At 68.9% G+C, this 24435-nt stretch carries 24 protein-coding genes; 17 read left to right on the forward strand and 7 right to left on the reverse strand.

Going from position 1 to position 24435, the window contains the following annotated elements:
- The first annotated feature begins 145 nt into the window (after positions 1–145).
- On the forward strand, positions 146–610 hold the full coding sequence (locus tag F7R91_RS25005) for a hypothetical protein (protein ID WP_150951398.1): 465 nt from the start codon (positions 146–148) through the stop codon (positions 608–610).
- A gap of 145 nt (positions 611–755) precedes the next feature.
- Positions 756–2213 carry an NF041680 family putative transposase gene (locus F7R91_RS25010; protein ID WP_331000615.1) on the forward strand — a complete coding sequence of 486 codons (1458 nt, stop codon included), beginning with the start codon at positions 756–758 and terminating at the stop codon, positions 2211–2213.
- A 369-nt stretch (positions 2214–2582) separates the two neighbouring features.
- Here F7R91_RS25010 and F7R91_RS25015 read toward each other — a convergent pair whose 3' ends face one another.
- Positions 2583–3104, reverse strand: a complete 522-nt coding sequence (locus F7R91_RS25015; RefSeq protein WP_150951402.1) for a YceI family protein — start codon at positions 3102–3104, stop codon at positions 2583–2585.
- Positions 3105–3213: 109 nt separating this feature from the next.
- Between F7R91_RS25015 and F7R91_RS25020 the strand changes: the two genes are divergently transcribed.
- Entirely contained in the window at positions 3214–3429 is a 216-nt protein-coding gene (locus F7R91_RS25020) for a hypothetical protein (RefSeq protein WP_150951404.1), read from the forward strand.
- A gap of 46 nt (positions 3430–3475) precedes the next feature.
- Here F7R91_RS25020 and F7R91_RS25025 read toward each other — a convergent pair whose 3' ends face one another.
- Positions 3476–3775, reverse strand: a complete 300-nt coding sequence (locus F7R91_RS25025) for a hypothetical protein (protein ID WP_150951406.1) — start codon at positions 3773–3775, stop codon at positions 3476–3478.
- Between the two features lie 164 nt (positions 3776–3939).
- Between F7R91_RS25025 and F7R91_RS25030 the strand changes: the two genes are divergently transcribed.
- Positions 3940–5046 (forward strand): transposase family protein, encoded by a 1107-nt coding sequence (locus F7R91_RS25030; RefSeq protein WP_331000610.1) that lies wholly within the window; start codon positions 3940–3942, stop codon positions 5044–5046.
- Between the two features lie 73 nt (positions 5047–5119).
- Here the strand turns inward: F7R91_RS25030 and F7R91_RS25040 are convergent, their stop codons facing one another.
- On the reverse strand, positions 5120–5317 hold the full coding sequence (locus F7R91_RS25040) for a hypothetical protein (protein WP_150951408.1): 198 nt from the start codon (positions 5315–5317) through the stop codon (positions 5120–5122).
- A gap of 915 nt (positions 5318–6232) precedes the next feature.
- Entirely contained in the window at positions 6233–6481 is a 249-nt protein-coding gene (locus F7R91_RS44065) for a hypothetical protein (protein WP_191971621.1), read from the reverse strand.
- Positions 6482–6653: 172 nt separating this feature from the next.
- Between F7R91_RS44065 and F7R91_RS42910 the strand changes: the two genes are divergently transcribed.
- Positions 6654–6926, forward strand: coding sequence for a hypothetical protein (locus F7R91_RS42910; protein ID WP_150951410.1), 273 nt, complete (start codon positions 6654–6656; stop codon positions 6924–6926).
- Positions 6927–7259: 333 nt separating this feature from the next.
- Here the strand turns inward: F7R91_RS42910 and F7R91_RS25055 are convergent, their stop codons facing one another.
- Positions 7260–10355, reverse strand: a complete 3096-nt coding sequence (locus F7R91_RS25055) for a glycosyl hydrolase (protein WP_150951412.1) — start codon at positions 10353–10355, stop codon at positions 7260–7262.
- A gap of 811 nt (positions 10356–11166) precedes the next feature.
- On the opposite strand from F7R91_RS25055, the gene F7R91_RS25065 reads away from it, so the two are divergent.
- From F7R91_RS25065 to F7R91_RS42915, 11 genes are all read left to right on the forward strand, one after another.
- Complete coding sequence (locus F7R91_RS25065) at positions 11167–12216, forward strand: 2-hydroxyacid dehydrogenase (RefSeq protein ID WP_150951414.1); 1050 nt, start codon at positions 11167–11169, stop codon at positions 12214–12216.
- Positions 12217–12219: 3 nt separating this feature from the next.
- Positions 12220–13725, forward strand: coding sequence for an FGGY-family carbohydrate kinase (locus F7R91_RS25070; RefSeq protein ID WP_150951415.1), 1506 nt, complete (start codon positions 12220–12222; stop codon positions 13723–13725).
- Between the two features lie 181 nt (positions 13726–13906).
- The gene (locus tag F7R91_RS25075; protein ID WP_225320764.1) at positions 13907–14410 is read left to right on the forward strand and encodes an ATP-binding protein; all 504 of its coding nucleotides are present in this window, start codon (positions 13907–13909) and stop codon (positions 14408–14410) included.
- A gap of 96 nt (positions 14411–14506) precedes the next feature.
- Positions 14507–15856 (forward strand): ABC transporter substrate-binding protein, encoded by a 1350-nt coding sequence (locus F7R91_RS25080; RefSeq protein WP_150951418.1) that lies wholly within the window; start codon positions 14507–14509, stop codon positions 15854–15856.
- An 88-nt stretch (positions 15857–15944) separates the two neighbouring features.
- Positions 15945–16910, forward strand: coding sequence for a carbohydrate ABC transporter permease (locus tag F7R91_RS25085; protein ID WP_150951419.1), 966 nt, complete (start codon positions 15945–15947; stop codon positions 16908–16910).
- Positions 16907–17794, forward strand: coding sequence for a carbohydrate ABC transporter permease (locus F7R91_RS25090; RefSeq protein ID WP_150951421.1), 888 nt, complete (start codon positions 16907–16909; stop codon positions 17792–17794). Before F7R91_RS25085 ends, F7R91_RS25090 begins: the two co-directional genes overlap by 4 nt.
- Positions 17795–17862: 68 nt before the next feature.
- Positions 17863–18897 carry a zinc-dependent alcohol dehydrogenase gene (locus F7R91_RS25095; protein WP_150951423.1) on the forward strand — a complete coding sequence of 345 codons (1035 nt, stop codon included), beginning with the start codon at positions 17863–17865 and terminating at the stop codon, positions 18895–18897.
- Between the two features lie 202 nt (positions 18898–19099).
- Positions 19100–19906 carry a DeoR/GlpR family DNA-binding transcription regulator gene (locus F7R91_RS25100; RefSeq protein ID WP_225320765.1) on the forward strand — a complete coding sequence of 269 codons (807 nt, stop codon included), beginning with the start codon at positions 19100–19102 and terminating at the stop codon, positions 19904–19906.
- Positions 19903–20640: an HAD family hydrolase gene (locus tag F7R91_RS25105; protein ID WP_150951424.1), complete on the forward strand. Its 738-nt coding sequence runs from the start codon at positions 19903–19905 to the stop codon at positions 20638–20640. The genes F7R91_RS25100 and F7R91_RS25105 overlap by 4 nt, the downstream gene beginning before the upstream one ends.
- A 329-nt stretch (positions 20641–20969) precedes the next feature.
- Positions 20970–21356 carry a hypothetical protein gene (locus F7R91_RS25110; protein ID WP_150951427.1) on the forward strand — a complete coding sequence of 129 codons (387 nt, stop codon included), beginning with the start codon at positions 20970–20972 and terminating at the stop codon, positions 21354–21356.
- A 217-nt stretch (positions 21357–21573) separates the two neighbouring features.
- Positions 21574–21894: a hypothetical protein gene (locus F7R91_RS42915; RefSeq protein WP_225320766.1), complete on the forward strand. Its 321-nt coding sequence runs from the start codon at positions 21574–21576 to the stop codon at positions 21892–21894.
- A 436-nt stretch (positions 21895–22330) separates the two neighbouring features.
- Here F7R91_RS42915 and F7R91_RS25120 read toward each other — a convergent pair whose 3' ends face one another.
- Positions 22331–22675: a MerR family transcriptional regulator gene (locus F7R91_RS25120; protein ID WP_150951429.1), complete on the reverse strand. Its 345-nt coding sequence runs from the start codon at positions 22673–22675 to the stop codon at positions 22331–22333.
- Positions 22676–23194: 519 nt separating this feature from the next.
- Here F7R91_RS25120 and F7R91_RS25125 point away from each other — a divergent pair.
- Positions 23195–23626, forward strand: coding sequence for an ATP-binding protein (locus F7R91_RS25125; protein WP_225320767.1), 432 nt, complete (start codon positions 23195–23197; stop codon positions 23624–23626).
- Positions 23627–23722: 96 nt separating this feature from the next.
- On the opposite strand, the gene F7R91_RS25130 is transcribed toward F7R91_RS25125, so the two are convergent.
- The gene (locus F7R91_RS25130; RefSeq protein WP_150951432.1) at positions 23723–24382 is read right to left on the reverse strand and encodes a type III effector protein; all 660 of its coding nucleotides are present in this window, start codon (positions 24380–24382) and stop codon (positions 23723–23725) included.
- Between the last annotated feature and the right edge of the window lie 53 nt (positions 24383–24435).

Raw genomic sequence — 24435 nt, forward strand, 5'->3', positions numbered from 1 at the left:
AGCAACTTCGAGGGCTCTTACCGTCTGCTGACCACGCTCCTGGACGCCCGCCGCTACCCCGCCGACCGCCTCGTGCACCTGTATCACGAGCGTTGGGAGCACGAGAGTGCCTACTACGCCTTGCGCCACACCATCCTGCACGGACGTGCTGCTCGCCGACCCCGAGCTGGCAGACCCTCTCGTCGTGGAGAGTCACAAGGTGGGCTTCGACTCCATGGACGTCCCACGCGACCGGTTCCAGGTCGCCGGTGACGCCTGGCAGCAGATCCGCGCGGGCGAGGCCGATCCGAAGTCATACGGGCTCCCGCTGCCACACGGCCCCCTGGTCGGGGAGTGGTTCGTGGCGGGGAACGTCCGGCTCGACCTCGCAGCACTCAACAAGGTCGAGACACTCCTCTGGGATGTATGGGGGGTCGGGGCCAGCAGCGACGGGGAGATGACGGACACCATCCGCACGCTGTACGACAGGGCCGCGGAGATGACCGTCGGCGAGGTGACCTACAGCGCGACGCGGAAGCTCTTCGCGGAGAACCACGGGCTGCGGACGCCGCGGACAGTGACCTCCCTCGCCCCGTTCAACGGCCCCAGCGAAGTTGCCCTCCGCGACTGACCGTGGCGCACCCTCTCCTGCTGGTCTCGAACAGCGCGTCGCACAAGCTCACTCACCTGGGCATTCGCGGGACAGGCGGACGGCCCCCGTATGAGCATGCGTTCCGTCACAGAACCGCACTCATACGAAGGCCGCAGGGGTGATTCTGCTGCATCACGATGCCCGGCACGAGGCGTTCGACTTCACGTCCCACTTTCGGGAGGACCTCTACACATGTCTGACCCGGCGCGGTGACACGCTGTTCGAGCTGTGCGACGCGATGCTCTGCGAGGACGGCCCGGTGACCTCGCCGGTCGATCTGACGCTGGTGGCCGAGCACCGGCGTGGGCACGGCGCGTTGTACGACGCGCTCAACCAGGGCCGCATCGACGTGGACAGGCTGCGCAAGGCCCTGGCGATGCTGCCGCAGCCCAAGGCCGCCGACAACCGGCTCGTCCTGGCGGTCGACGTGAGCAACTGGCTGCGGCCGGACGCGCCGTGCAGCCCGGACCGGCTGTTCTGTCACGTCTACGGACGCTCGGGACGTTCCAGTGACCAGTTCATCCCCGGCTGGCCCTATTCGTTCGTCGCCGCGCTGGAGTCCGGGCGGACGTCGTGGTGCCAACTGCTCGACGCGGTCCGGTTCGGCCCCGACGACGATGTTGCCGAGGTCACCGCCCGTCAGGTCCGCCGCGTTGTCACCGACCTGATCGGCCAGGGGCAGTGGGAGGACGGCGACCCGGACATCGTGGTCGTCTTCGACGCCGGCTACGACGCCCCGCGCATGGCCTACCTCCTCGACGGCCTTCCCATCGAGGTCCTCGGGCGTATGCGCTCGGACCGTGTCATGCGGCGGCCGGCACCCTCGCTCAAGCAGTACGCCCTGTCCTATCCCCAGGGCGGCCGGCCGCCCAAGCACGGCAAGGAGTTCCGCTTCGCCAGGCCCGACACGTGGGGCGAGCCAAACGTGGCGACCGTGCAGGTCACCGACCGCTACGGCACAGCTCAAGCGATGGCCTGGGACCGCATCCACCCCCGGCTCACCACCCGCAGCGCGTGGATCGACCACGACGGTGAACTCCCCGTCATCGAGGGCACACTGATCCGGCTCCAGGTGGACCACCTGCCGGGCGGAGGTGACCCACTGCCCGTCTGGCTGTGGTCCTCCAAGACCGGCATGACCAGCACAGCCGTCGACCTGCGGTGGCAGGCGTTCCTCCGCAGATTCGATCTTGAACATACTTTCCGTTTTGTAAAGCAGACGCTCGGCTGGACCCGTCCCAAGCTCCGCAGCCCCGAGGCCGCGGACCGGTGGACGTGGCTCGTGATCGCGGCGCATACCCAGCTCCGGCTCACCCGCGAGGCCGCGGCCGACCTCCGCCGCCCCTGGGAGAAGCGGGCCGATCCCGCCCGGCTCACCCCGGCCCGCGTCCGCCGGGGGTTCAGGAACCTCCGACCTCACCTGCACAGTCCGGCCCGAGCACCCAAACCATCAACTCCCGGCCCAGGACGCCCACCTGGCTCGAAGAACCGGCGACCCACCATCCGTTACGACGTGGGCAAGACGACCAGACGCCCCGAGAGCATCGCCGAACGTAATCAACTCAAAGCTCGCAAACCATAAAAAACAAGCTGAAGCAATTCCTCGCCCACTGCCCCGAACTGGACGCCGTTGCCGACTGCGTGCGAGCCTTCGCCCGGATGATGACCGAGTGGCGCGGCAGCGACCTCAACGACTGGCTCACCCGCCGGCGCCGCCGTCCCGCAGCGGTCAGCCCGCCCCCATCCGCATACCTCACACACCACGGGATACAGCCACCACACCAAGCCCATCAGGGACTTCACGAAGGTTCACCCCGACGAGCCGAAGTCAGTAGGCAACCTACGGCCTACGGTCAGGCAGAGCGTGCGCGGTCGACTGCGACGTCAAGTTCCACGATCGGCACCCACACGCCGACGGCAGCCCCTGACGAATCGGCCTCCGCCAGGCCCCTCACCCGGCCCCGGGCAACGGTCGAGAGTCGGTCACCGCGTACTCGATCCGGACATCGTCGGCCACCTTCAGCGCGCCCAGAAAGGCGGTGTACGGCTTGATCCCCCAGGTGGACTGGGTGACCGTGGTCCAGCCGCACACCTGGCCGTCGCCATCGCTGCTGCCGTACACGGTGGCTGGATGGGTCCGGCCCTTGATGGTCAGGTCGCCGGTGATCTCGAACTCATCGGGCGTTCCCGTTACGCTGGTGGAGCGGAAGGTGATGGTGGGCCACTCCGCCGTGTGCATCAGTTGCTCACTCTCCAGCGTCCGCTTGATCTCAGCCCGGTCGACGTCGGTGAGGGGTTTGAGCCCTCCGGTCCCCTCCCGAACAGCCAGCGACCTGGTCTCGACCGTCACGGTCACCGACGACTTCCCGGGGTCGCCGGTGACGACCACGGCGTTCCCGGCCCAACGGGTGACCTCGATCAAGAGGTCGTGTCCTGCCCTCCGGCCCAGCCCCGACCGGCTGGTCCTGATCATCAGGCTGCCGGTCGGCGGTCCGAATGCATACGTTCCATCACCCAGTGACACCTGAGTCACCTCTCCGTGAGGGGCCTGCGCCTCATGAGCCTGTCAGGCCAGTTTCGGCGTGACCGAAGAGTTCGGCGTAGCCGGCTGGGAGCGCGCTGAGGCGTTTGTTCACGTCTACGCCGGAGATCGTCTTGCCGAGGACGGTGAGGACCGCTTCGGCGTGAGTCCCGAGTGCCCCCGCTCAAGCTGGACAGCCCCGACCGAGCAGGTCCACGAAAGCGTGGAGCAGCGCGAACTGGCCGACAGCACGCTCGTGGGCCTGTACCAGCACTGACACGAACTCGACGGCGCGCGGCGGAGACGGGTCCTGCTCGCTCCGACTATGAGTGGTGAGGGATGGCCAGTTCACGACCGCGGTAGAAGCCTTCCCGCTCCTCCAGGACGTATGGAGCCATGGCCGCACGCCGCTGCGCCTCCGGATCGGAGGCTCGCCAGGAGTCGCATGCATCCTTGGAGTCCCAGAACGACACCCCGGTGATCTCCCGTCCATCCTCGGACCAGTACGCGAAAGCGCGACGCATGCCCTCTGGAGGTGTGGCCGGCTGCCACGCCCTCTCGAAGCCCTCCAAGGTGCCCGGCCGAAGGTGACGCGTCGTGACCCAGACGAAGTGCTCCTCCATGACGCCTCCCTGCAACTTCCGCCCGACTGGGCGCGGCACTTCCTCGACCACCGTAGAGGCAGACCGCCGGTGATGCCTGCGCAGAGGGCCGACGGGTGCCGGTGCGGGGCTACGAAGACGGCATGGGGACGACGATCGATCCGCGGAAGGTGCCGTCACACAGCATGGCTCCGCCGCACGCGCCAGGGACGTCACCCGAGCGGCTGGAAGGGGCTGGGCGCAAACCGAAGCTGGTCTTGTTCGACCGGCTGCTGGTCACCCTGGTCCATCTGCGCCACCAGTTGCCGCACGCGGTCCTCGCCGAGCTCTTCGCCGTGGACCGCTCCACCGTCTCCGAGGCCGTCCGTCAGGTCCGTCCGCTTCTCGCGGCCCGCGGGTTCGCCGTACCCGACCGCGCGGGACTGCGGCTGAAGACCCTGGCGGACGTCTTTGCCTATGCCGAGGCCGAGGGCGTCGAGCTGCGGATGGACGGGGCCGAGACCCAGGTCCGCCGCCCTCAGGCGGGCCGCCCGGGCCGCCGGGCATTCGTTTCCGGCAAGCGCAGGCAGAACACCATCAAGACCACCACGTTCAGCGATGGCCAGGGCGGCATGCTGCTGTCCGACGCGGTCCGACCGGGTCGCATGCACGATCAGACCGCCCTGCGCACCGAGGGCATCGCCGAGCAGTTCCGGACTCGTACCACGGTCAGGGCCCGGGTCGACTCCGGGTACCAGGGGCTGGCCAAGGAGTTCCCCGACCATGTCAGCGCACCACCGAAGAAACCCGCGGACGAGGCGTGCGATGGCGACAAGTACGCCTGGCAGGAGGCAAGGCGCCGCCAGTCCTCGGCCCGGATCTGCGTCGAGCACACCAACGCCGAGCTCCGCCAGTGGGCACCCCTGCGTAGGTTCATCGGACGGCGCGACACCTACGCCGAGACCCCACCTCGCGATCGCCGGTCTCGTGTCCGACCGATCCGCCCAACGGGCTACCCGCCGACAGACGAGCACCGAACTCGTCCTCGTCCGCGACACCGTCTGCTGATCACCACCAGCCGAACCGCCAGGCCAGCACACCCGGATATCAATTTCCTCCGAGGTCGTAAGGCCCGCACAGGCTCTGTAGGGCCCATCAGTCGATCCCACATCGACGATTTGCGGGACGGCACCGAGGTCCGGCTCGGGGTATTCCTGAGCAACAGCAAGAGCCGCCTCGCGAAGCTCACCGCCGACAAGCTCCAGCAGCTGGCCGGCCTCAGGCTGGAGTGGGCGGCGCAGACGTCGGCGTAGCCCGGCAGACAGGTAACAGGAGGTCCGCCCGTCTGGCTGGACCCCCTGCTTTCAGGCGGGTGCGCGTCCGCTGTCAGCCGCCATCGGCCTGGTCACGACCGAGGAGTCGGCGCAGCATCTCCTTCAGCTCCTCCTGACCCTTCTCCAGCCGGTCCAGGGACGCGGTGTGATTGGCCAGGGCGATGGTGTGCTCCGTCTGCTTGTCGATCACCCGCTGGAGCTTTTCATTGAGGATGCGGGCCATCTCCTGGCTGATCGGGTCTTCTGGCATAGGGGCCTCTCGCTTCGGTCGTGCGTCCATTCTGCCGTGCCGCAAGGCGCCCCCTGTCGGCGATCACGAAATTCGGCTCTGGCGCTGATCTTGTGACGCTGTCGGGTCAGGGCGTGAGGAGTATGCGTTTGCGGAGGAAGTCGAGGTTGACTCGTCCATATCCTTGTCTTTTGAGTCGTTTCGTCCTTGTGGCCTGCCCTTCGACCTGGCGGGAGCTCCAGGGGTGGAGAGCCTGGCGGTGACGGCGTTGATGTCGCGGCTCAGTCCGTTGGCGAGGGAGTGCAGGGCGGGCAGGTCGTCGGCGAGGACGCGGTCCGTCCAGGCGGGCGGTTGGTAGCCCCGCAGGTCGCGCATCGTGGCGGCGAAGTCGCGGACGTGGTAAGTGACGGCGTCGAGTTCGGGGCAGGGGTCCGGGTCTCATGAGATCGGCGGCATCATCGAGGGTCAGGTTTCCGGGGTCGGTCATGATCCAGCGGACGATGCGGCGGGGCCGTGGAGCCGGGCGGCGCGGGTGGCCCGGCGGTGGTGGTCTTGAACGGGCGGAGGTAGCGGCGGACAGTCTGGACGCTTCCCGTGAAGCCCAAGGCGACGATCTCCTGGTGGAGCTGGGCACTGTTGCGACAGCCCTCGTTCCACCGTTGGTGGAATGGGGGCATGTACTCGTCCAGGACGTTTCGTCGCCTTGACCAGCAGCTCGTCGATGCTGGTGGCGCGGGCGAAGCGGCGCACGGTGGACCGGTCCAGCTGCAGTGTCCGGCAGAGTCAATTCTCCAGCGGCTCCGGACTGCGGCTGGAATCGGTGTCGTACGGCATGCCTGGTCTCGCCGCGGGCTCGCTGCGCCTGGCCGCCCATACCCTGGCCCTCGGCGACCGCCTCTCCATCCCCGTGGTGCTGACCAATGCCGTGCTCTACGCCTACCCGGAGCAGTGCCGGCTCGCCGACATACTGGACGCCGCGCGGCTCTTGCGTCCGATCCCCTTGGCCGGGGCCGCCTCGATTCCGGCGAGCGCTACCTCAAGGACCTGGCCGCGATGGAGGAGATCGCCGAACGCATCGCGGGCGTGGCACCGGACCACGGCCGGAAGCTGCTGGAAGAGACGGTACGTACAGCCGAGCGGTGCCGCGTGGACCCGGTGCGCGACCTCGGGGTTGGGCTGACTCACTCCCCGAACCGCAGGTGGTAAGGGCTGGTGGCGCGTCCGGGGACGGGATGCGGCTGTTGCGGTAGCGATGCTAGAGCGGCATGGTCGCCCGTGGATTGGATCCTAGCTCGGGTGCTGGATCCGCCGTCGGATCTGTTGTCGCGACCGAGGGCGGATCTGGTGCCTTTCGGCGGTGGCGTACGAGTTGGCTCCGGTTCCGGTCGGGCTGGCGACGTGGCGGCGCAACCGTACAGCGATCAACTGGTTCTATGACTGGGCGGTCGGTGCGGGTCTGCTGGAGCGGCGACCGTACGCTCGGCGTCGCCGTGGATGGGATGCCTTGTCGTGGGGAGAGGCTGCCGATCTGGATGTGCGGCATCTGTCGTGGGCGCAGTACGTGATGCTGCACCGGGTTGGTCTCGGGGGTGATCTCCCGGACGGCAGTGCTAATCCGGGTTTTCGGTGAGCGGGGCGGCTGCGGAACATGGTGGCGGCGGACCTGGCGGTGACGACGGGGATGCGGTTGCGGGAGTTCAGCTGCCTCTGGACAGGGAGATGCCGCGCCCGGGGGCTGGGGCGGTTCCGGTGGCGCTGGGGGCGATGGCGAAGTCCGGCTTTGCCCGGGTGCTGATGGTGCAGCAGGCGGCGTTGCGGTCGTTGGAGCTGTGCCGTCGTACGGAGCGTGCCGCTCAGGCAGCATGCAGCCATGGTGCGCTGCCAGTTCGTCACACACGGTCCGGCAGACGACCTCGTCCCGGTGGGCGGAGGGCGCCCACCGCGACGGAGTCCGGCCTCCTGATCAGGTGAACGGGATGGTGAGGACGGAGCCCGTGGCCACCTGAAGGGTGGACGGGCCGTTGCCCAGTGCGCTCCAGACCTCGACGCGGACGGTGCCGCCGTTCAGGTCACCCAGGGTGCCCGAGGCGGAGTGCACTCCCTGCCGTGCCGAGGAGTACTCCTCCCAGCCGGATATTGGGTCGGTAGCGAAGTAGCGGAACGCTTCGACACGGTCGAAGGTGCCGTCGCCGGTCAGATCGTACGAGACCCGGGCTTGCTGGGCGTACCCGACGTTGGTGCCGGCGTCCACCCTGAAGGTGAAGGCCGTGCTGGAACCCGGCTTCAGGGTGCCCTTGACGTTCTTCACCTCGTACACAAGCGGGTTCTTCGGTGTGCCGTCGTTGTTGGTGCCGCCGGCGGAGGGGATGGTGTCGGACGTGCCAGTCGAGGCGGCCTGAGTGGCGAGTTCTCCGCCCGGCCTCGGGTAGAACGTGTCGCCTGTGACGTACGGCGGGGGCGGGTTGCCGGTGGTGGTGACGGTCACGGTGCCGCTGGCCGGGCCGACCTGGCCGGCGGTGTCGCGGGCCTTGACGCTGTAGGTGTACTCGGTGCCGGGGGTCAGCCCGGTGTCGGTGTGCGTCGTCCCGGTGACGGTGGTGACCTTCGCGGTGCCGCGGAAGACGTCGTAGTTCTTCACACCCTTGTCGTCGGTCGCGGCATCCCAGGTCAGCTTGACGGAGGTGTCGGTGACGCCGGTCGCGGCCGGGGTGCCGGGGGCGGAGGGCTTCTCGTCGGCAGGCGGCGGTTCTCCACCGCCGCCTGCGGCACCGCACAGCGTCTCGAGCCTGGCGTCGTCACCTGCTCCGGACGCGGTCGACTTCGCCGGGACGTTGAGCACCGCGCCGTCGGAGAAGAGGACCGAGCACTCCTCGGCGCCGTAGTTGTGCGCCGCGTACGTCCTGGTGCCGTTCTTGTCGAAGACCGCGGCCGTCGGCGTGTTGGCCGTGACGGTCATGTCCGGCGCGCCGATGGAGCTCATCGTGGCGACCCAGTGGTAAGTGTGGGCCTTGGTCTCGCCGGCTTCGGGGACGTAGCTGCCGTCCCACTGGTTCCAGTACTGCATGGCCTTGGCCGGGTCGTAGAGCGCCTGGACCTCCCAGAAGATGTCGCGCCACTCGAGGGCCGGGCCGCCGTTCTCTTTCTCCATCTCGGCAACGCTGCGGCGCAGCATGGTCTTCTCCCGGGCAAGGTGCAGCGAACCACCGGTCACCGGGAGGAAGTTGATGCCGTGGATCTCCTCGGGGTTTGCGGTCCACCAGGTGGCGTAGGCACCACCGCTGCTCCAGACCATGCCCACGACATCGTGGGTGAAGTCCTCGGGGTAGACCTGCTGTTCGGCGTCGAACCAGTACTGCGCGATCGACTCCGACTCGGTCATCATCATGTAGACGCCCTGGTCGCGCAGCGCCTTGTCGCCCACGGCCGAGCCCCACATGATGAGGCCAGCACTGAGGTTGATCGACTCCGAGGATGACTCCTGGTTGTTGCCCGCGGCGAAGGACTCGTGACCGGCAGCCCAGCTGTGGCCGGCGTAGACGTCGAAACCGCGCAGGAACGGATACTTCTCGTCGTCCCTGGCCGGGTTGGCGGCGTCCCTGATGAGTTCCTTGACCATGCCGCCCCATTCGGAGTCGGCGGCCCACTGCGGGTCGTACTGCGCCACGATCGCGGCGCCCATCACGTAGTACGAGTAGTGGAAGTGGTGGTCGTTGAGCTCCTGGTCGCTGCCGTAGGAGGCCGGGTAGCCGATGAGAGTGCGCCAGTCCTTGTCGTAGGAGAACTCCGACGGGCCGCCGACGGCGAACCACTCCTCCATGCGTCCCTTGATCAGGTCGAGGAGCCTGTCGCGGTTCGCGGTCTCACCGATCTGGTCCGCGATCGGCACGAGCTGGGCGAGCTTGCCCAGGGCCTTTCCGGTCCAGTAGCTGTCGACGGCACCGCTGAACGGATCGCCATGCGTCAGCACGTCGTTGATGTACGTCCTGAGCTTCGCCCTGTCTACTCCCGGGGCGCTCGGCAGCCCCGGCAGAACGCCGTTCACCTTCTGCGTGGTGGTGAACGACTTGCCCTCGCGGACCTTCATCTCGCCGCGCGAGGAGACGTAGCTGTAGCCGGTGAGTTCGTCGGAGCTGTGCAGCCACTGGTGGCGGTAGAGCGCCTGCAAGGTGCCGGTTTCATTGCCCTCCTTCGCCTCCGTGGTGAGCGTGTAGGTCGCCTTGACCTTGCCGTCGCCCTCCAGGTAGTCCCAGTTGACCTTGGAGCCGGTCACGAAGCTGAAGGCGTACTTCTGGTAGTCGGCGAGCGCGTCCTTGCTGGGAAGGACTGCCAGGGAGAAGTAGTCCGTGGAGCCGAGGTCGGCCCGGATCTCGCTGCCGGAGACGGTCCAGTCGCTGCTGCTCGGGGCGAACAGCGCGTAGTGGTGGCCGGAGACGGTGACGCCGAGGACATTGCCGTGGTCGGCAAAGACGGTTGGCGGGGCTGCCGCGCTGATCTGCGCCGCGCCACCGGTGCCTTCCGCGTAGACGTACGGCAGGCCGTGGCCGATGGTCGCCCGCAGGGTGTGCGCACCGTCGTTCCAGTACGGGGTGACGGTCCAGTCGCTCCAGCCGTCCGCCTTGGCGTCGGGCGAGTTGAGGCCCGCAAGGCCGAGGGTGAGGTCGGCCTTGTGCGGGAACTCGTACTGCCGGCCACCGCCCACGATCTGGTGAGCGGTCGGGTAGCCGACCTCCAGGCCGCCGGACACCGCCTTGTAGGTGAGGGGATGCCCGTACATGTTCTCCGACCACGGGTTGCTGGAGAACCGCTGGAAGATCAGCGAGGACCACCAGTCGTTGGTCGGCACCGCCTTGTCCGCCATGACGGGAGTGACCTTCGGCTTGACCCCCTGGCCGCCATTGTTCGACGGGCCCTGCCGGCCTGCGGGCCGGACATCGCTGTAACTTCCCTTGCCCACCTCGATGGGGGCGGCGGAAGCGACACCGCTGCCTACGGTGGCCGCCAGCCCGGTGGCGGCCAAGGAGGCCGCCGACACAAACGCCAATCGTCTACGGAATCTCATGCGCAACCTCTCTGAGAGCGCTCTCAAGGCGTCGTCAACGTAGGCTCAGGGTGAAGGGCGGTCAATGCTCCAAACCGAGATTGCCCCGGCGATGCGCGCGAGGACCCGCGGTCCCCGGGCGCACGACTGTGCGCGACCTGCATGCGGACCGGGCGGCGCGACGGTCAGTCGCAGCCGGAGCGCACGCTGCCGCAGCCGCGAGCCGCGGGCGTGACCTGGCTGTCGTGGGTGGTGGAACGTGGTGGTGGCCGCGGTGGTGGCCACGTCCGTGATCACGTTGGGGCCGTCGGGAGCACAGGTCTCGGTCAGGAGAGACCCGGACGCCCGTCCCGCGGATACCAGTCGGCGAAGTCCTCGTCGCACCACAGCCCATCCAGCCGGTCACGCACCCATATCGCCGTCGTACCACCCGGGTTACTCGCCCGCGCGACCTGCGCAGTCAGAGGCGAGACTTGGTCACCGGAACGGGGACGGAGGGACAACGGGCGCCTCGACAGCTACATCGGTCAACGGAACTACCCGAGCATGCCTGTTGACCATGCTGCCGCACCGCGAAACTCCAAGGTCCCCGACAGAATCAAGCTCAGTCGAACCCTCGAAGCGGCATGTGTCCGAGGTGACACCTCGCAGTCGTAATCGCAGACCAGGTTGATCTCCCAGGTGGCCCGGCGGCACCTGGAGTACTTCCGCTGCCCGACGACCGTCCCCGCTGGAAGACTCGCGCCCGACCGCGCACTGTTGTATGGGCGGCCGGCCAGGTCACCCGCGGACCAGCCGGGCCCGAACGGGCTCGGCGGACGAGGAGACCGCAGTGCGCGTTCTGATCGTCGGTGATCGTTTCATCCCTGCCGAGTCCTACGCCGACGCCCTTGCGGAGGTCTGCGGTCCGCAGTTCGGCCTGGTCAGCAGCGTCGACTGGCGGGGTACCAAGGCCGAGCAGCACGAGGCACAGCAGATCATGGAGTGGCGCGGGCCCGAGGCGGTTGCGTTGCCCGACGAGATCGTGGACGCGGTCGGAGAGGCCGAGGTATTGGCGGTGCACTTCGCTCCGGTCCCCTCTGCCGTGCTCCGCGCCGCCCCGGAACTGCGGGCCGTGTGCGTGGCACGCACGGGGCTGGAGAACGTCGACGTCACCGCCGCGACCGCACGCGGCGTGGCCGTGGTGCCTGTGTTCGGCCGCAACGCCTCGGCCGTCGCCGAGCTCGCCGTCGGACTGATGCTCGCGGAGGCGCGGGACATCGCCCGGGCGGACGCGTTGGTCAAGGCCGGCGGGTGGCGGAAGGACTTCGGCCCGTCCCGCCGCGAGATCGGCGACAGCACCGTGGGTCTGATCGGCATGGGGCACGTGGGGCGCGCATTCGCGGAGCGGTTGCGGGGCTTCGGTCCGCGTTTGCTGGCGTACGACCCCTACGTTCCCGATGACGTCCTGGCGCGGCACGGCGCCGTGCGGGCCGAGGACCTGGACTCGGTCTTCCGGGAGGCCGACTTCGTGCAGCTCTTCGCCCGGCTCACCTCACTGACGGAGCGGTTCATCGGCGCCCGGCACTTCGCGCTGATGAAGCCGACCTCCTACTTCGTCAACACCGCACGCAGCCGTCTGGTGGACACTCGCGCGCTGTACGAGGCTTTGGAGACGCGCCGCATCGCCGGGGCCGGGCTCGACGTGCACGATCAGGAGCCCCTGCCCGCGGACAGTCCCTGGCGCCGGCTGGACAACGTCACGTTCACCACTCATTTCGCGGGCGACACGGCCACCACGACGCTGCGTTCGGTCCGACTCGTCGCTGAGGCCGTCGCCGAACTGAAGGTGACCGGCCGGTGCGCAGCCGCGGTCAACGCACGTGAGCTGGGGTGGGTGTGAGCGATGGCGCGTGACCTGGTGCTCGGCGTCGATGCGGGACACACCACGACCAAAGCCGTGCTCTTCGATGCCGCCGGTCGCCAGGTGGCACAGGGAAGCGACACGCTACCGCTGAACACACCTCACCCGCGCTGGGTGGAACGGGACATGGACGATGTGTGGCGGACGGCGTTCCGGGCCGTCGAGGCATGTCTCACCGCGGCCGGCCCCGGCGCCGGGCGGGCCGTCGCCGCCGTAGGTCTCACCGGGCACGGCGACGGCCTGTACGCCGTCGACGCACGGGGCCGCCCGGTGCGGGCCGCGATCGTGGCGATGGACACACGTGCCGGGCCGGTACTGGAGGCGTGGCGCAGCACGTCGGTCTGGTCCCGTGCCCTCGTGCTGTCGGGCACGGTTCCCTTTGCCGGTTCCCCGGCCGCCCTGCTGGCCTGGCTCGAACGCCACGAGCCGGAGGCGCTGGAGCGGGCCCGCTGGCTGCTGGCGTGCAAGGACTGGCTGCGCCTGAGACTGACGGGGGCGGTGGCCACCGATCCCACGGACGCGAGCGCCTCGTTCACGGACATGCACAGGTGCGGATACTCGGCGGAACTGCTCGACCTGTACCGCCTCGGCGTGCTCGCCGACAAGCTGCCGCCGGTCCTGCCCTGCGATGCAATCAGCGGAACAGTCACCGGTGAGGCCGCGGCGGCCACCGGGCTGACCGCCGGCACTCCCGTCGTCACCGGCGCGCATGACGTCGACGCGGCCGCGATCGGCATCGGCGGCACGGTTCCCGGCGAACTGTGCCTGATTGCCGGGACGTTCAGCATCAACCAGGTGGTCAGTGAGCGTCCCATCGTCGATCCCCGCTGGCAGGTCCGCAGGTTTGTCCGCCCGGGGCAGTGGATGACGATGTCCACCTCGCCCGCGTCGGTGGCGAACCTGGAGTGGTTCCTGCGGGTGACGGGTGCGTCGGCCGAGCATCCGGGCGGAGTCCTCGAGGCGATCGGACGGGAGGTGCAGGCACATCTGACCGGACCGTCGGAGGTGTTGTTCCACCCGTTCGTCTACGGCTCGCCCCACCCGCAGCCCATGTCCGGGACGTTCCTCGGGATGCGCGGCTGGCACGACCGCGGCCACCTGCTGCGGGCGCTGATGGAAGGCGTCGTCCTCAACCACCGCTGGCACGTCGACGCGCTGTGCTCGCGGTTGGTGATCACCGGGCCGGCCCGGCTGACCGGCGGTGCGGCGCACAGCCCGGTCTGGAGCCAGATGTTCGCCGATGCGCTGGGCCGTCCGATCGTGGTGACCGACGTGGCGGAGAGCGCGGCCCGCGGAGCGGCACTGATCGCGGCCTGTGGCGTGGGACTGCTCGACGGCATCGAAGATCCACGCGCGGGTACCGCCGTCCTCAGACTCCATGAGCCGCACGCCGACCGGGTCGCCGTGCTGGAGGAGGCGTACCAGGTCCATCTGGAGGCGCTGACGGCCCTCGGGCCGATCTGTGACCACCTCGCCCCACCCGACTGAGATCTTTTAACAGAAAAATTGAGATTTTCTATGCCTATTTATTGAGATATCGCCGGAAGGGGCGTAGACAGGGACCCATAGCGGCCTCGCGAGCCCCCATCCCGTGTACGACCCGTAACCGGTCACCCGCCACGTACGACAGTGGCACCGCGTTCCACCCGTGAGCCCGAAAGCCCCAGTCATGTTCCCCTATGCCATGACCCCCCTCGGACCTTCGCCCACTGCACCGTGGACCGATGCCGTACTTCCCGGACAGAGAGGCCCGGCCCCGCCTTGTTCGGCCCGGGCCCAGTTCACCCTTCCGGCGCAAGAGGCTCTCGTCGGGCGCCTGCGCGCCGTCGCCGCCGACCAGTTCACCTGCTGGCGCCTGTCCGGTGACGAGCGCGACTCGGCCGTTCTGATCGTGGGGGAGCTCGCCGCCAACGCGGCCCGGCACGGGTGCAGCGAGATGACGCTGTGCCTGCTTCTCGATCCGGGCATGTTGCGCATCGTCGTGAGCGATCACGGCGATCCTGCTCCCGGGCCCGCACGATCCGCGGATGGCGACCCCGATGAGCACGGCCGCGGCCTGGACATCGTCCGCGCTCTCTCTATCCGCGTCGACCTGCGTCACCACGACGGCGGGACCTGGGTCCTGGCCCACATCTCGATAGATTCTCAGAGTTGTTCTCGCATTGTGTGTTAACAATGCGCCCGTGCTCTGCTAATAATTCCGTCATCGCCGCAGCGGCCGCTGAGCAGCCGCCGCACCCCCGTCTCCACCCGCACGAGAGGTCCCCGCATGCCATCGACCAGATACGCCCTCATCGCAGGCGCAGCAGCCACCGCTCTCCTGGCGACCGCGTGTTCGGGTGCCGGAGCGGGCGGGTCCGCCGACGGCGGCAAGAGCATCAATGTGCTGATGGTCGGCAATCCGCAGATGGAGGACATCGCGAAGCTGACGGAGGACAGCTTCACCAAGGACACCGGTATCAAGGTGAACTTCACGATCCTTCCCGAGAACGAGCTGCGCGACAAGGTCACCCAGGACATCGCCACCCAGGCCGGACAGTACGACGTGGCCACCATCGGCGCCTATGAGGTGCCCATCTGGAACAAGAACGGCTGGCTGCACGAGCTGAGCTCCTACGCCGAGAAGGACACCGGCTTCGACAAGGGTGACCTGCTGCAGCCGATGGGGCAGTCGCTGTCGGGCGCCGATGGCAAGCTCTACGCGCTGCCGTTCTACGGTGAGTCGTCTTTCCTCATGTACAACAAGGAGGTCATGGCGGAGAAGGGCATCGATGTGCCCTCGCGGCCGACCTGGCAGCAGGTCGCCGACATCGCCGCCAAGGTCGACGGAGCGCGTCCCGGTATGAAGGGCATCTGTCTGCGCGGCCTGCCCGGCTGGGGCGAACTCGGAGCGCCGCTGACGACCGTGGTCAACACCTTCGGCGGCACCTGGTTCACCAAGGACTGGAAGGCGCAGGTCAACAGCCCGGAGTTCAAGAAGGCGACCAACTTCTACGTCGACCTGGTCAGGAAGCACGGTGAGGCGGGTGCGCCGCAGGCCGGGTTCACCGAGTGCCTGAACGCGATGAGTCAGGGCAAGGTCGCGATGTGGTACGACGCGACCAGCGCGGCGGGCTCGTTGGAGGATCCGAAGACCAGCAAGGTCGCGGGCAAGGTCGGTTACGCGTACGCACCGGTGGAGAAGACGGACAGCTCCGGCTGGCTGTGGTCCTGGGCGTGGGCGATGCCGAAGACCACCAAGAAGGCCGACGCCGCCTCGAAGTTCATGCTGTGGGCCTCCAGCAAGGACTACGAAAAGCTCGTCGGCGAGAAGATGGGCTGGTCGCGTGTTCCCGCAGGAAAGCGGGCCAGCACCTACGAGATCTTCGAGTACAAGAAGGCAGCCGCAGCGTTCGGAGACATCACCCTGAAGTCCATCCAGCAGGCGAACCCGACTTCGCCCGGTGTGCAGCAGCGGCCCACGGTGGGCGTCCAGTTCGTAGCCGTCCCCGAGTTCCAGGATCTGGGAACCAAGGTAACGCAGGAGATATCCGCGGCCATCGCCGGCAAGACCAGCGTCGACCAGGCTCTGGAGAACGGCCAGAAGCTCGCGGAGGAAGTCGCCAAGAACTACCAGTGACGTCCCTTGGCCCGGTCGGCCCCAAGGCCGGTCGGGCACCGCTTCCTTCCCCGGTCTCGGCCTCACATCCTGGCTCAAGGAAATTCTCATGACCACGCTCACTCCAGCGCGCCACGCGCTGCGCAGACCCCCTCCACACCGGCCGGGCAGACGTGAAACGGTGCACAAGTGGCGGCGGCGCCTTCCGCTGCTGCCGGCGCTGATCTTCACGGTCGTGGTGACGCAGTTGCCGATAGTGGCCACACTCGTCATCTCCACCCTCCAGTGGAACATCCTCAAGCCGGGCGAGAGGCACTTCACCGGCCTGTCCAACTACGCCGCCGTCTTCACCGACGAACGGCTGCGCACGGCGGTGCTGAACACCATCGTGCTCACTGCCTCAGTGGTGATCATCAGCGTGGTGCTGGGTTTGGGTCTCGCGCTCCTGCTCGACCGCCGGTTCCTAGGCCGGGGTCTGGCCCGCACCCTGCTCATCACGCCGTTCCTGGTCATGCCCGTTGCGGCGGCGCTGCTGTGGAAGCACGCCATCTACAACCCCGACTACGGTCTCCTCAACGGCACCCTCAACGCCGTCTACCGCCTCTTCGGGGCCGAGAACGGCCCCACCGTCGACTGGGTGTCGAACTCGGCGATGCCGGCCGTCGTCATCGCGCTGGTGTGGCAGTGGACGCCGTTCATGATGCTCATCCTGCTGGCGGGGCTCCAGGCGCAGCCCGGCGACGTGCTGGAGGCCGCCCGGGTCGACGGCGCCTCGGCACTGCAGACCTTCCGCCACATCACCTTGCCCCACCTGCGGCAGTACATCGAGCTGGGCGTCCTGCTCGGAACCATCTACATCGTGCAGACCTTCGACGCGGTCTTCACGATCACCCAGGGCGGTCCCGGCTCGCGGACCACCAACCTTCCCTACGAGATCTACCTGACCATGTTCCGCAAGTACGAGTACGGCGAGGCGGCCGCCGCCGGTGTCGTCGTGGTGATCGGCTCCATCGTCATCGCCACTTTCGCACTGCGCACCATCGCGTCCCTGTTCCGCGAGGAGGTCTCGCGATGATCACCCATGCAACAGCCGCCGCCCCAGGGGCGGGGTTCAGGAAGTTCTTCCGGCGCAAGGAGGATCACGCGGGCTCGCCGCGGCTGACACCTGTGTGGACCTTCGTCGCCTGGCTGGCCACCTTGGCCTTCTTCGCCCCGGTGGCGTGGATGGTGCTCACCTCCTTCCACCAGGAGGCCGACGCCGCCACCAACCCGCCCAGCCCTCTCGCGCCCTTCACCCTGGACCAGTACGAGTTGCTGCTGGGCCGGGACATCACCCCGTACCTTGTCAACTCGGCCATGGCGAGCGTGCTGTCGACGCTCCTCGTGCTGGTCCTCGCGGTGCCAGCGGCCTACGCGCTGTCCATCAAGCCGGTCGAGAAGTGGACCGACGTGATGTTCTTCTTCCTGTCGACGAAGTTCCTCCCGGCGATCGCGGCACTGCTGCCTGTGTACCTGATCGTCAAGGACGCCGGGATGCTGGACAACGTTTGGACGCTCATCCTCCTCTACACCGCCATGAATCTGCCGATCGCGGTGTGGATGATGCGTTCCTTCCTCGCCGAGGTACCCAAGGAGATCCTGGAGGCCGCCGAGGTCGACGGCGCCGGGCTGCCCACCGTGCTGCTGCGCGTTGTTGCACCCGTCGCCATGCCCGGACTCGCCGCCACCGCGCTGATCTGCTTCATCTTCAGCTGGAACGAGTTCCTCTTCGCCGTCAACCTCACGGCCACCAATGCCTCCACCGCCCCCGTGTTCCTCGTCGGTTTCATCACCAGCGAGGGTCTCTTCCTGGCCCGGCTGTGCGCCGCGGCCACGCTGGTGTCCGTGCCGGTCCTCATCGCCGGCTGGGCTGCTCAGGACAAGCTCGTGCGCGGCCTGTCCCTGGGAGCCGTCAAATGAGGCACGCGTCCCGTCCGTCCCTCATCCCCTGCCGTGTGAACATCCGAGACGAACGGAACCCCGACTCCATGCCCCAGCAGATCCGCCGTGTGCTCGTCCGCTCCTTCGACGACATCGTCATCGAGCGGGTGCCCGCCCCCCGTCCCCAGGACGACGAACTCCTGGTGCGCCCGACGGTCGTCGGCGTGTGCGGCTCCGACACCCATGCCGCGGCCGGACACCATCCGTTCATCGACCTGCCGTACCACCCCGGCCACGAGACGGTCGGCGTCGTGGTCGCCGCGGGCAGGGGAGCCGACGGATTCACCCCCGGCGACCGGGTGATCGTCGAACCGAACCTGCACTGCGGCCGGTGCGCCCAGTGCCGCTCGGGCCGCTACAACATCTGCCAGGAGCTGAAAGTCTTCGGCTGTCAGACACCCGGTGCCCTGGCCGATCTGTTCACCATCCCGGCCGACCGCGTCCACCGTGTGCCCGAGGCCATGACCGACGTCCAGGCCGTCCTCGTCGAACCGCTGGCCACCCCCGTGCACGCCGTGGCCAAGGCGGGCGACCTCACCGGCCACTCCGTGGCCATCCTCGGCGCCGGTCCCATCGGGCTGCTCACCCTCATCGCCGCCCGGCATGCGGGCGCCGACCGGATCGCCGTCACCGACCTGCTGCGCGGCAAGCGGGACAGGGCGCTGCGCCTGGGCGCCGACGCGGCCCTGCCCGCCGGCGCCCCCGATCTGGCCGCGCAGATCCACGCGGCGCTCGGCGGTCCGGTCGACGTCGTCTTCGACTGCGTGGCCCGCGGGCAGTCCATGGCCCAGGCCACCGATCTCGTCACCAAGGGCGGTCACATCGTCGTGGTGGGCGTGGGCGCCGCCGGCCCCACACCGATCCGTCTGGACCTCGTCCAGGACCGGGAGATCCGTATCGAGGGCACGTTGATGTACACCGCCGAGGACTACCGCACCGCCATCTCCCACATCGCCTCGGGCGCCGTGGACACCGCCGAGATCGTCACCGCCACGTTTCCGCTGGAGGACGTCGCCAAGGCCTTCTCCGCCTCCCTCGACCTGGAGCAGGTCAAAGTGCTGGTCACCATGGACGGCCAGTAGGCATGGGCGTCGGTACCTGCCTCGCCGGCGCACGGACGGCCCGAGGTCCGGGCGCCGGAGGAGACCTCGCCTCCCTCTGCCCGTGTGCGAGACTGCGAGACCGGAGCAACCGACCGCGCTCCTGGACGTCAGCGCCACGCACCGAGCGGTCCGCCCCGCCGCGTCGGACCGCCAGGACCCCAAGGGGGAAGGAGAGGCCGCTGTGCCCGCTCGTACGAGACCGTCGCAGGCCGCCGTCGAAGAGCGGCGGGAGGCCGTTCTTCGCTACGTCGCCGACCACGGCGAGACCCGCATCGACGACCTCGCCCGGCGCTTCGACGTGAGCCTGATGACCATGCACCGCGACCTGGACGACCTCGCGGGTCGGCACCTGCTCCGCAAAGAACGCGGACGGGCCGTCGCCTTTCCCGCCCTCACCATGGAGACCGCGACCCGCTTCCGCGAGAACAGCGCCCTCGCGGCCAAGAACGCGCTGTGTACGGCCGTCGCGGACCGCATCCGGCCGGGCAGCACGGTGCTCATGGACGACTCGACCACACTCTTCCCCCTGGTGCCGGCGCTGGCCCGGCTGGACCAACTCACCGTCGTCACCAACTCGGTGGGGCTGGCCCAGCGCCTCGGATCCGCGCCCGGAGTGAACGTGACCCTGCTGGGCGGCCGCTACCGCGGCGACTTCAACTCCTGCACCGGCCCCGCCGTCACCCGCGCCCTGTCCCAGCTCCATGCCGACCTGGCCCTGATGTCCGCCACCGCCGTCCTGGACGGGCGCCTCTTCCACCCCCTGAACGACTACGTCGAGGTGAAGCTGGCCATGCTCGCCTCCGCCGAGCAGGCGCTGCTTCTGGCGGACCACACGAAGTTCGGCAAGACCGCCACATACGCCTACGGCACCGTCGCCGACTACCGCGCCGTCATCACCGACACCGGCACCCCGGAAGCGGAACTCGCGGCCATCCGCGACCTGGGGGTCCCCGTCGAGACGATCGAGCCCGAAGAGCCCGCCCCGTGATCCAGACCCTGTTCGAAACGCCGAGCTCCTACAGCCCCACCGACACGCAGATGGCCGCTCCCGTGCCGCGGGTCGAGGCCGTGCTGTTCGACTTCAGCAACACCCTGTACCGGATGATCGGCCTGGAGACATGGCTGCGCCGCGTCGGCGCCGCTTCCGGCCGCCTGCCCGTGCTGGAGGAGCCCGGCGCCATGGCCGAGATCTCCCGGCAGCTGCGCAGCGCCTTCCGGCTGCCCTCCGTCGTCGCCCTCCAGGAAGGCCGGGACCTCTCCCCGCAACGCCACCGCCGCGCCATGCACGGCTGGTGGGAGCAGGTGGACTTCCTGCGCGGCGCGGAGGAGGCGGCCTACCGCGAGCTCACCACGGCGGACGCCTGGGCGCCCTATCCGGACACCGAGCAGGTCCTGCGCGCCCTGCGGGACCGCGGACTGCGCATCGCCATCGTCAGCGACTTCGCCTGGGACCTGCGGACCCACCTCGCCCACTACGGTATCGACGCCCTGGTCGACAGCTGCGTCATCTCCTACGAACAGGGCCGCGAGAAGCCCGACCCGCAGCTGTTCCTCAAAGCCTGCGCCGACCTCGGCGCGGACCCCCGCGCCACCCTCATGGTCGGCGACAACCCGGTCCGCGACGGCGGCGCGAGCGCCTGCGGCCTGCGAACCTACATCCTGCCCGCCGAAGACCGCACCGGTGACCGCGGCTTGGCCGACGTCCTCCGGCTCGTCACCTGACGGCGGCCGTTCCGGCAGGGTGCCCGAGGCCCGAGTCGGCAGCGCGCTGTCTCAGCTTGTTCACTCTGACCGGTGACGTCCTCTGAAGCAGCCGCTCGCACGGTGGCGGGCGTCCGCGCTCCTCAAGTTCGGCAAGCAGATGGTCCACGGCCCGTCTCCATCGTCCGCGGCACCTTCGCCCGCCGCCTACGTCCTGGCCGAAGCCCGCCGGCACCTGCTGGAGACCCTGCGCGGCCAGGAGTTCACACGCGGCTTGGACGACTACATCCAGCCCGGCCGCCGGACCCCGGCCAGATCACCTACACCGTTGACTTTGCCTGGCCGCACCAGTGGTGGATCGCCGGAGCCAACGGCAAACGGCCCTGGGAGTCGAGCCGGTACGAGCGGGCACGGGTCGCCAAGCGCGATCCGCGACGCCCGCATCGCACCCCATCGCGCTTGACGGCGCCCCGGCCACGACCGCCCCGGCCACGACCGCATCGGCCGCCGCGCGCACCGGCCACCACCATCACGACCAGGCGGCGGCCGCGCCGCACTCCGTCGACCACCCGGACCGGGGCGCTGCCCTCACTCCGGCACAGCAGGCAGCCACCGTCCACGTCCACCAGCAGGCCGCGATGCCTGAGGAGTACTACTGGGCCTCCACCGCCGGCATGCTCCGCCGCCTCACCACTCCCACGCCCGCCTGGCGCAACGACCTGGAGCTGGCCGCGTGAACGTCAGCGAACTCCTGCGCCACCTGCAGGCCGAGCACGACGAGACCGCCGCCCGCGTCGACAACCTGCGCGGGCAGATGAGCAACTCACCACCGCCCTCGCCGAGACCGAGGCCCGCCTGGCCGAACTGGCCGCCACCCGCAAAGTCATCGACGGCCTCGCCCCGCCCGACCACAAACCGGCCCCCGCGCAGAGCACCACCGTCTACCAGCGCATCGTGACCGCCTTCAACGAGCACCCCGGGAAGGTGTTCCGCGTCCGCGATCTGCACGAACACCTCGGCCTGCCCACCGACGAGCCCTCGATCAACGTCACCCGCTCCCGGCTGGGACGACTCGCCCGTCAAGGACTCCTCGAACACCCGGACGCGGCCAATATCAGAAACGGACTTAACGCCCTATCAACTCGTCCGGATGTCGTGGACGGCGCCGCGAACGCCTTGCTTGCGCGTGTCACGAGCCGGATTCCGACACGCATGGCGATCGCTCTCGCCGAGCGTTCCGTACGACCCGAGTCGGTCGCAACGAAGGCCAGTTGAGGCCACAGGAAGGCTTGACGATGTTCATCGACGACATCGCTCACGCAGCCGAGGACGCTGTCGATCACCGCAGCATCGAGGAGGTAATCGCCCTTTGGCGTGAACCGCCCCGGTGCAACGCTCTGCGGCCACAGGCAGGCCTTCGAGTGCGCGGCGGGCTCGCCGGGCTGCAGCTGCGTAGGCGTCGCTGGTCAGTGGCGCGCATCGCCTGGCGGCGTGGCTTGCCCCCCGCCCGGTGGCCGGATGAGGCTCGGCCGTGGCCATCGGGCAGGTAAGACACCACGCGGGGCTCCTTCGGGCTTCCCCCATGGCCCGATCGCAGCCCGCGTCGGAAAGCCGGATCGGCCGGCACATCGGCGCCTGCGAGGCGCTGGTTCGCCACCTGGCGTACCGAACCGATGCGGGCGCGGTGAACTGAGCAGTGTTGTCGGCAGCCTCAGGCTGAGGTCTTCGGCTGCGGCTCGCGGCCTTGGGTGCGCAGTTGCTCGTTGATGCGCTGGGCTTCTTCGAGCTGGTCTTCCAGGATGATGATGCGGCGGGCGGCCTCGATGGGGGTGCCCTGGTCGACGAGTTCGCGGGCGCGGGTGGCGATGCGCAGCTGGTAGCGGGAGTAGCGGCGGTGGCCGCCTTCGGAGCGCAGGGGGGTGATCAAGCGGTGTTCGCCCAGGGCGCGCAGGAAGGCGGGGGTGGTGGCGAGCATTTCGGCGGCCCGGCCCATGGTGTAGGCGGGGTAGTCGTCATCGTCGAGATTGTCGGCGGGACGGGAATCAGTAGGGGGCATAGACCTCTTCTTTCGGCGGACGCGTCGGGGGGCCCGGGCGCCGACCGGCGCCCGGGCCCCGAGCTTTCAACACCATCTACCGGCGCGCTGCGCCGGCCTTTTGTGTCCGTACCGCCGCCTTGGAGGGCGGGGCTGCGGGGATCGCGAATGCGTGACCGGGGACCACCTTCCAATCCGGGGCCTGCGTACCCGGGCGGACTGGCTTCTCGCCCGGGCGATCCTGATGGCGCCTGTGCTCCTTACCTTCGGTTACACGGGTTGTACTGCTGGATACCGCGGGTACTGCTCGCGGCCCCTGCGGGCCGCGTCCTGCTTGACCTGCTGGCACGGCAGTTCGTGTCTGCCGCGCCGACTTCGACTCCTGGGTACGACACGACAGTAACCCCTCCACGAACCAATGTCTACTGCGGCCACGACAGGTTTTCTTCAGGACTGATGGGTGGACTCCTGACGCAATTGCACCCGAAAGAGTGCTGTCCCGGGTTGCATCCCGGCTTGGCGGGCACACCCTGAGCCGGGATGCGCAACCGATCCATGACCGACATGGTGCCGCCGCACACGAAGGCCTCCGCGGCCCCGACCGTGGCCGAGGGCGACAGCCCCGCCGGCATCGCTCGGGCCCGTAACGTGGCCCGCGCCTTCGCCGAAGGTCTGGATCCGGCTCAGGCCCCCGAAGCGACGGAAACCCTGGCTCTCGCGGTCTCCGAACTCGCCACCAACGCCCTGCGCCACGACGGAGGCCGCTACACCCTCGAGCTTGAGGCCACCGCCGGCGCGATACACATCGCCGTCAGCGACCTCAAGCCCGCACTCCCGCGGGAACGTGCCCCCGACCTCAACGGGGGCGCCGGCGGGTTCGGGTGGCCCATGGCCCGCCGCCCGGCCAGCGAGGTGACCATCACTCCTGGCCCCGGGCCGGGCAAGACCACCCGCGTCCGCCTGCCGCGGTGACAGCGCCCCAACGATCAACCGCGGCTGGCAGAGGTTGCTCCTGAAGGCCGGCATGCCGCGTGAGGTTCGACGTCGTACATGGAGCCGTTGTACCGGTCAGCCGGGGGCGGCGTGCGTGGTCATGGCGGAGTCCGTCAGGGCCTCGACCCGGGCGGCGAGGTCGGGGTGGGCGGTTGCCAGGTGGGGGCGGGTGGCGTTCAAGGGGTGGACGAGGGCGGCCGGGTCGTCATGGGCGAGGGCCGTATTCAGTTCGCTGAGCGGGGTGCGGGCGGCCGTGGGCAGGTCGGTGAGGGCGGTGATCTGGCCGGCGAGGCGGCGCAGGCCGGCGGCGTTGCGGCGGGCCCAGGCGGCGGCCGTGCGTTCGGCGGCGCGGCGTTCGCGGACGGCCTGGACGCGTTGTTCGCCGGTGGTTCCGGCGGGGCCGGGGCGGCCTCGCAGGTAGCGGCGTTCGGCGGCCTGGCGGCTGGCGACGCCGAGAGGGTCGGCGAGGTCGGCCCAGCTGGCTCCCGCGTCGCGGGCGGTTTCGATCAGGCCGGTTTCCCAGCCGGCGAGTTGCTCGCGCACCTGTCGCAGCAGCAGGAGGGAGGCCATGGCCTGCTCCGGACCAGGTCCGGGCGCATCGTGAATGCCGGGATCCTCGCGCTGGGCGGCGCGCAGGGCGTCGTCTATGGCCTGCAGGGCCGACGCGGCGGCGAGGAAGGAAGCCGGGCTGTGGGCGTCGGCACTGGAAGAGACCGGCTGGTCAGCTGCTGTCACGGGCGGCCTCCCTCGGTTGTCATCCTCTTGACGACACCGTGTTTGTCATCCAT

The sequence above is a fragment of the Streptomyces luteolifulvus genome (assembly GCF_008806595.1).
GTDB classification, from domain to species: Bacteria; Actinomycetota; Actinomycetes; order Streptomycetales; family Streptomycetaceae; genus Streptomyces; species Streptomyces luteolifulvus.

Coding starts and splice junctions, on each gene's coding strand:
- F7R91_RS25015 (WP_150951402.1), bottom strand. CDS start 3,104: ATGATCAGGACCAGCCGGTCGGGGCTGGGCCGGAGGGCAGGACACGAC.
- F7R91_RS25025 (WP_150951406.1), bottom strand. CDS start 3,775: ATGGAGGAGCACTTCGTCTGGGTCACGACGCGTCACCTTCGGCCGGGC.
- F7R91_RS25030 (WP_331000610.1), top strand. CDS start 3,940: ATGGCTCCGCCGCACGCGCCAGGGACGTCACCCGAGCGGCTGGAAGGG.
- F7R91_RS25040 (WP_150951408.1), bottom strand. CDS start 5,317: ATGCCAGAAGACCCGATCAGCCAGGAGATGGCCCGCATCCTCAATGAA.
- F7R91_RS25055 (WP_150951412.1), bottom strand. CDS start 10,355: ATGAGATTCCGTAGACGATTGGCGTTTGTGTCGGCGGCCTCCTTGGCC.
- F7R91_RS25070 (WP_150951415.1), top strand. CDS start 12,220: ATGGCGCGTGACCTGGTGCTCGGCGTCGATGCGGGACACACCACGACC.
- F7R91_RS25075 (WP_225320764.1), top strand. CDS start 13,907: ATGTTCCCCTATGCCATGACCCCCCTCGGACCTTCGCCCACTGCACCG.
- F7R91_RS25080 (WP_150951418.1), top strand. CDS start 14,507: ATGCCATCGACCAGATACGCCCTCATCGCAGGCGCAGCAGCCACCGCT.
- F7R91_RS25085 (WP_150951419.1), top strand. CDS start 15,945: ATGACCACGCTCACTCCAGCGCGCCACGCGCTGCGCAGACCCCCTCCA.
- F7R91_RS25090 (WP_150951421.1), top strand. CDS start 16,907: ATGATCACCCATGCAACAGCCGCCGCCCCAGGGGCGGGGTTCAGGAAG.
- F7R91_RS25095 (WP_150951423.1), top strand. CDS start 17,863: ATGCCCCAGCAGATCCGCCGTGTGCTCGTCCGCTCCTTCGACGACATC.
- F7R91_RS25120 (WP_150951429.1), bottom strand. CDS start 22,675: ATGCCCCCTACTGATTCCCGTCCCGCCGACAATCTCGACGATGACGAC.
- F7R91_RS25125 (WP_225320767.1), top strand. CDS start 23,195: ATGCGCAACCGATCCATGACCGACATGGTGCCGCCGCACACGAAGGCC.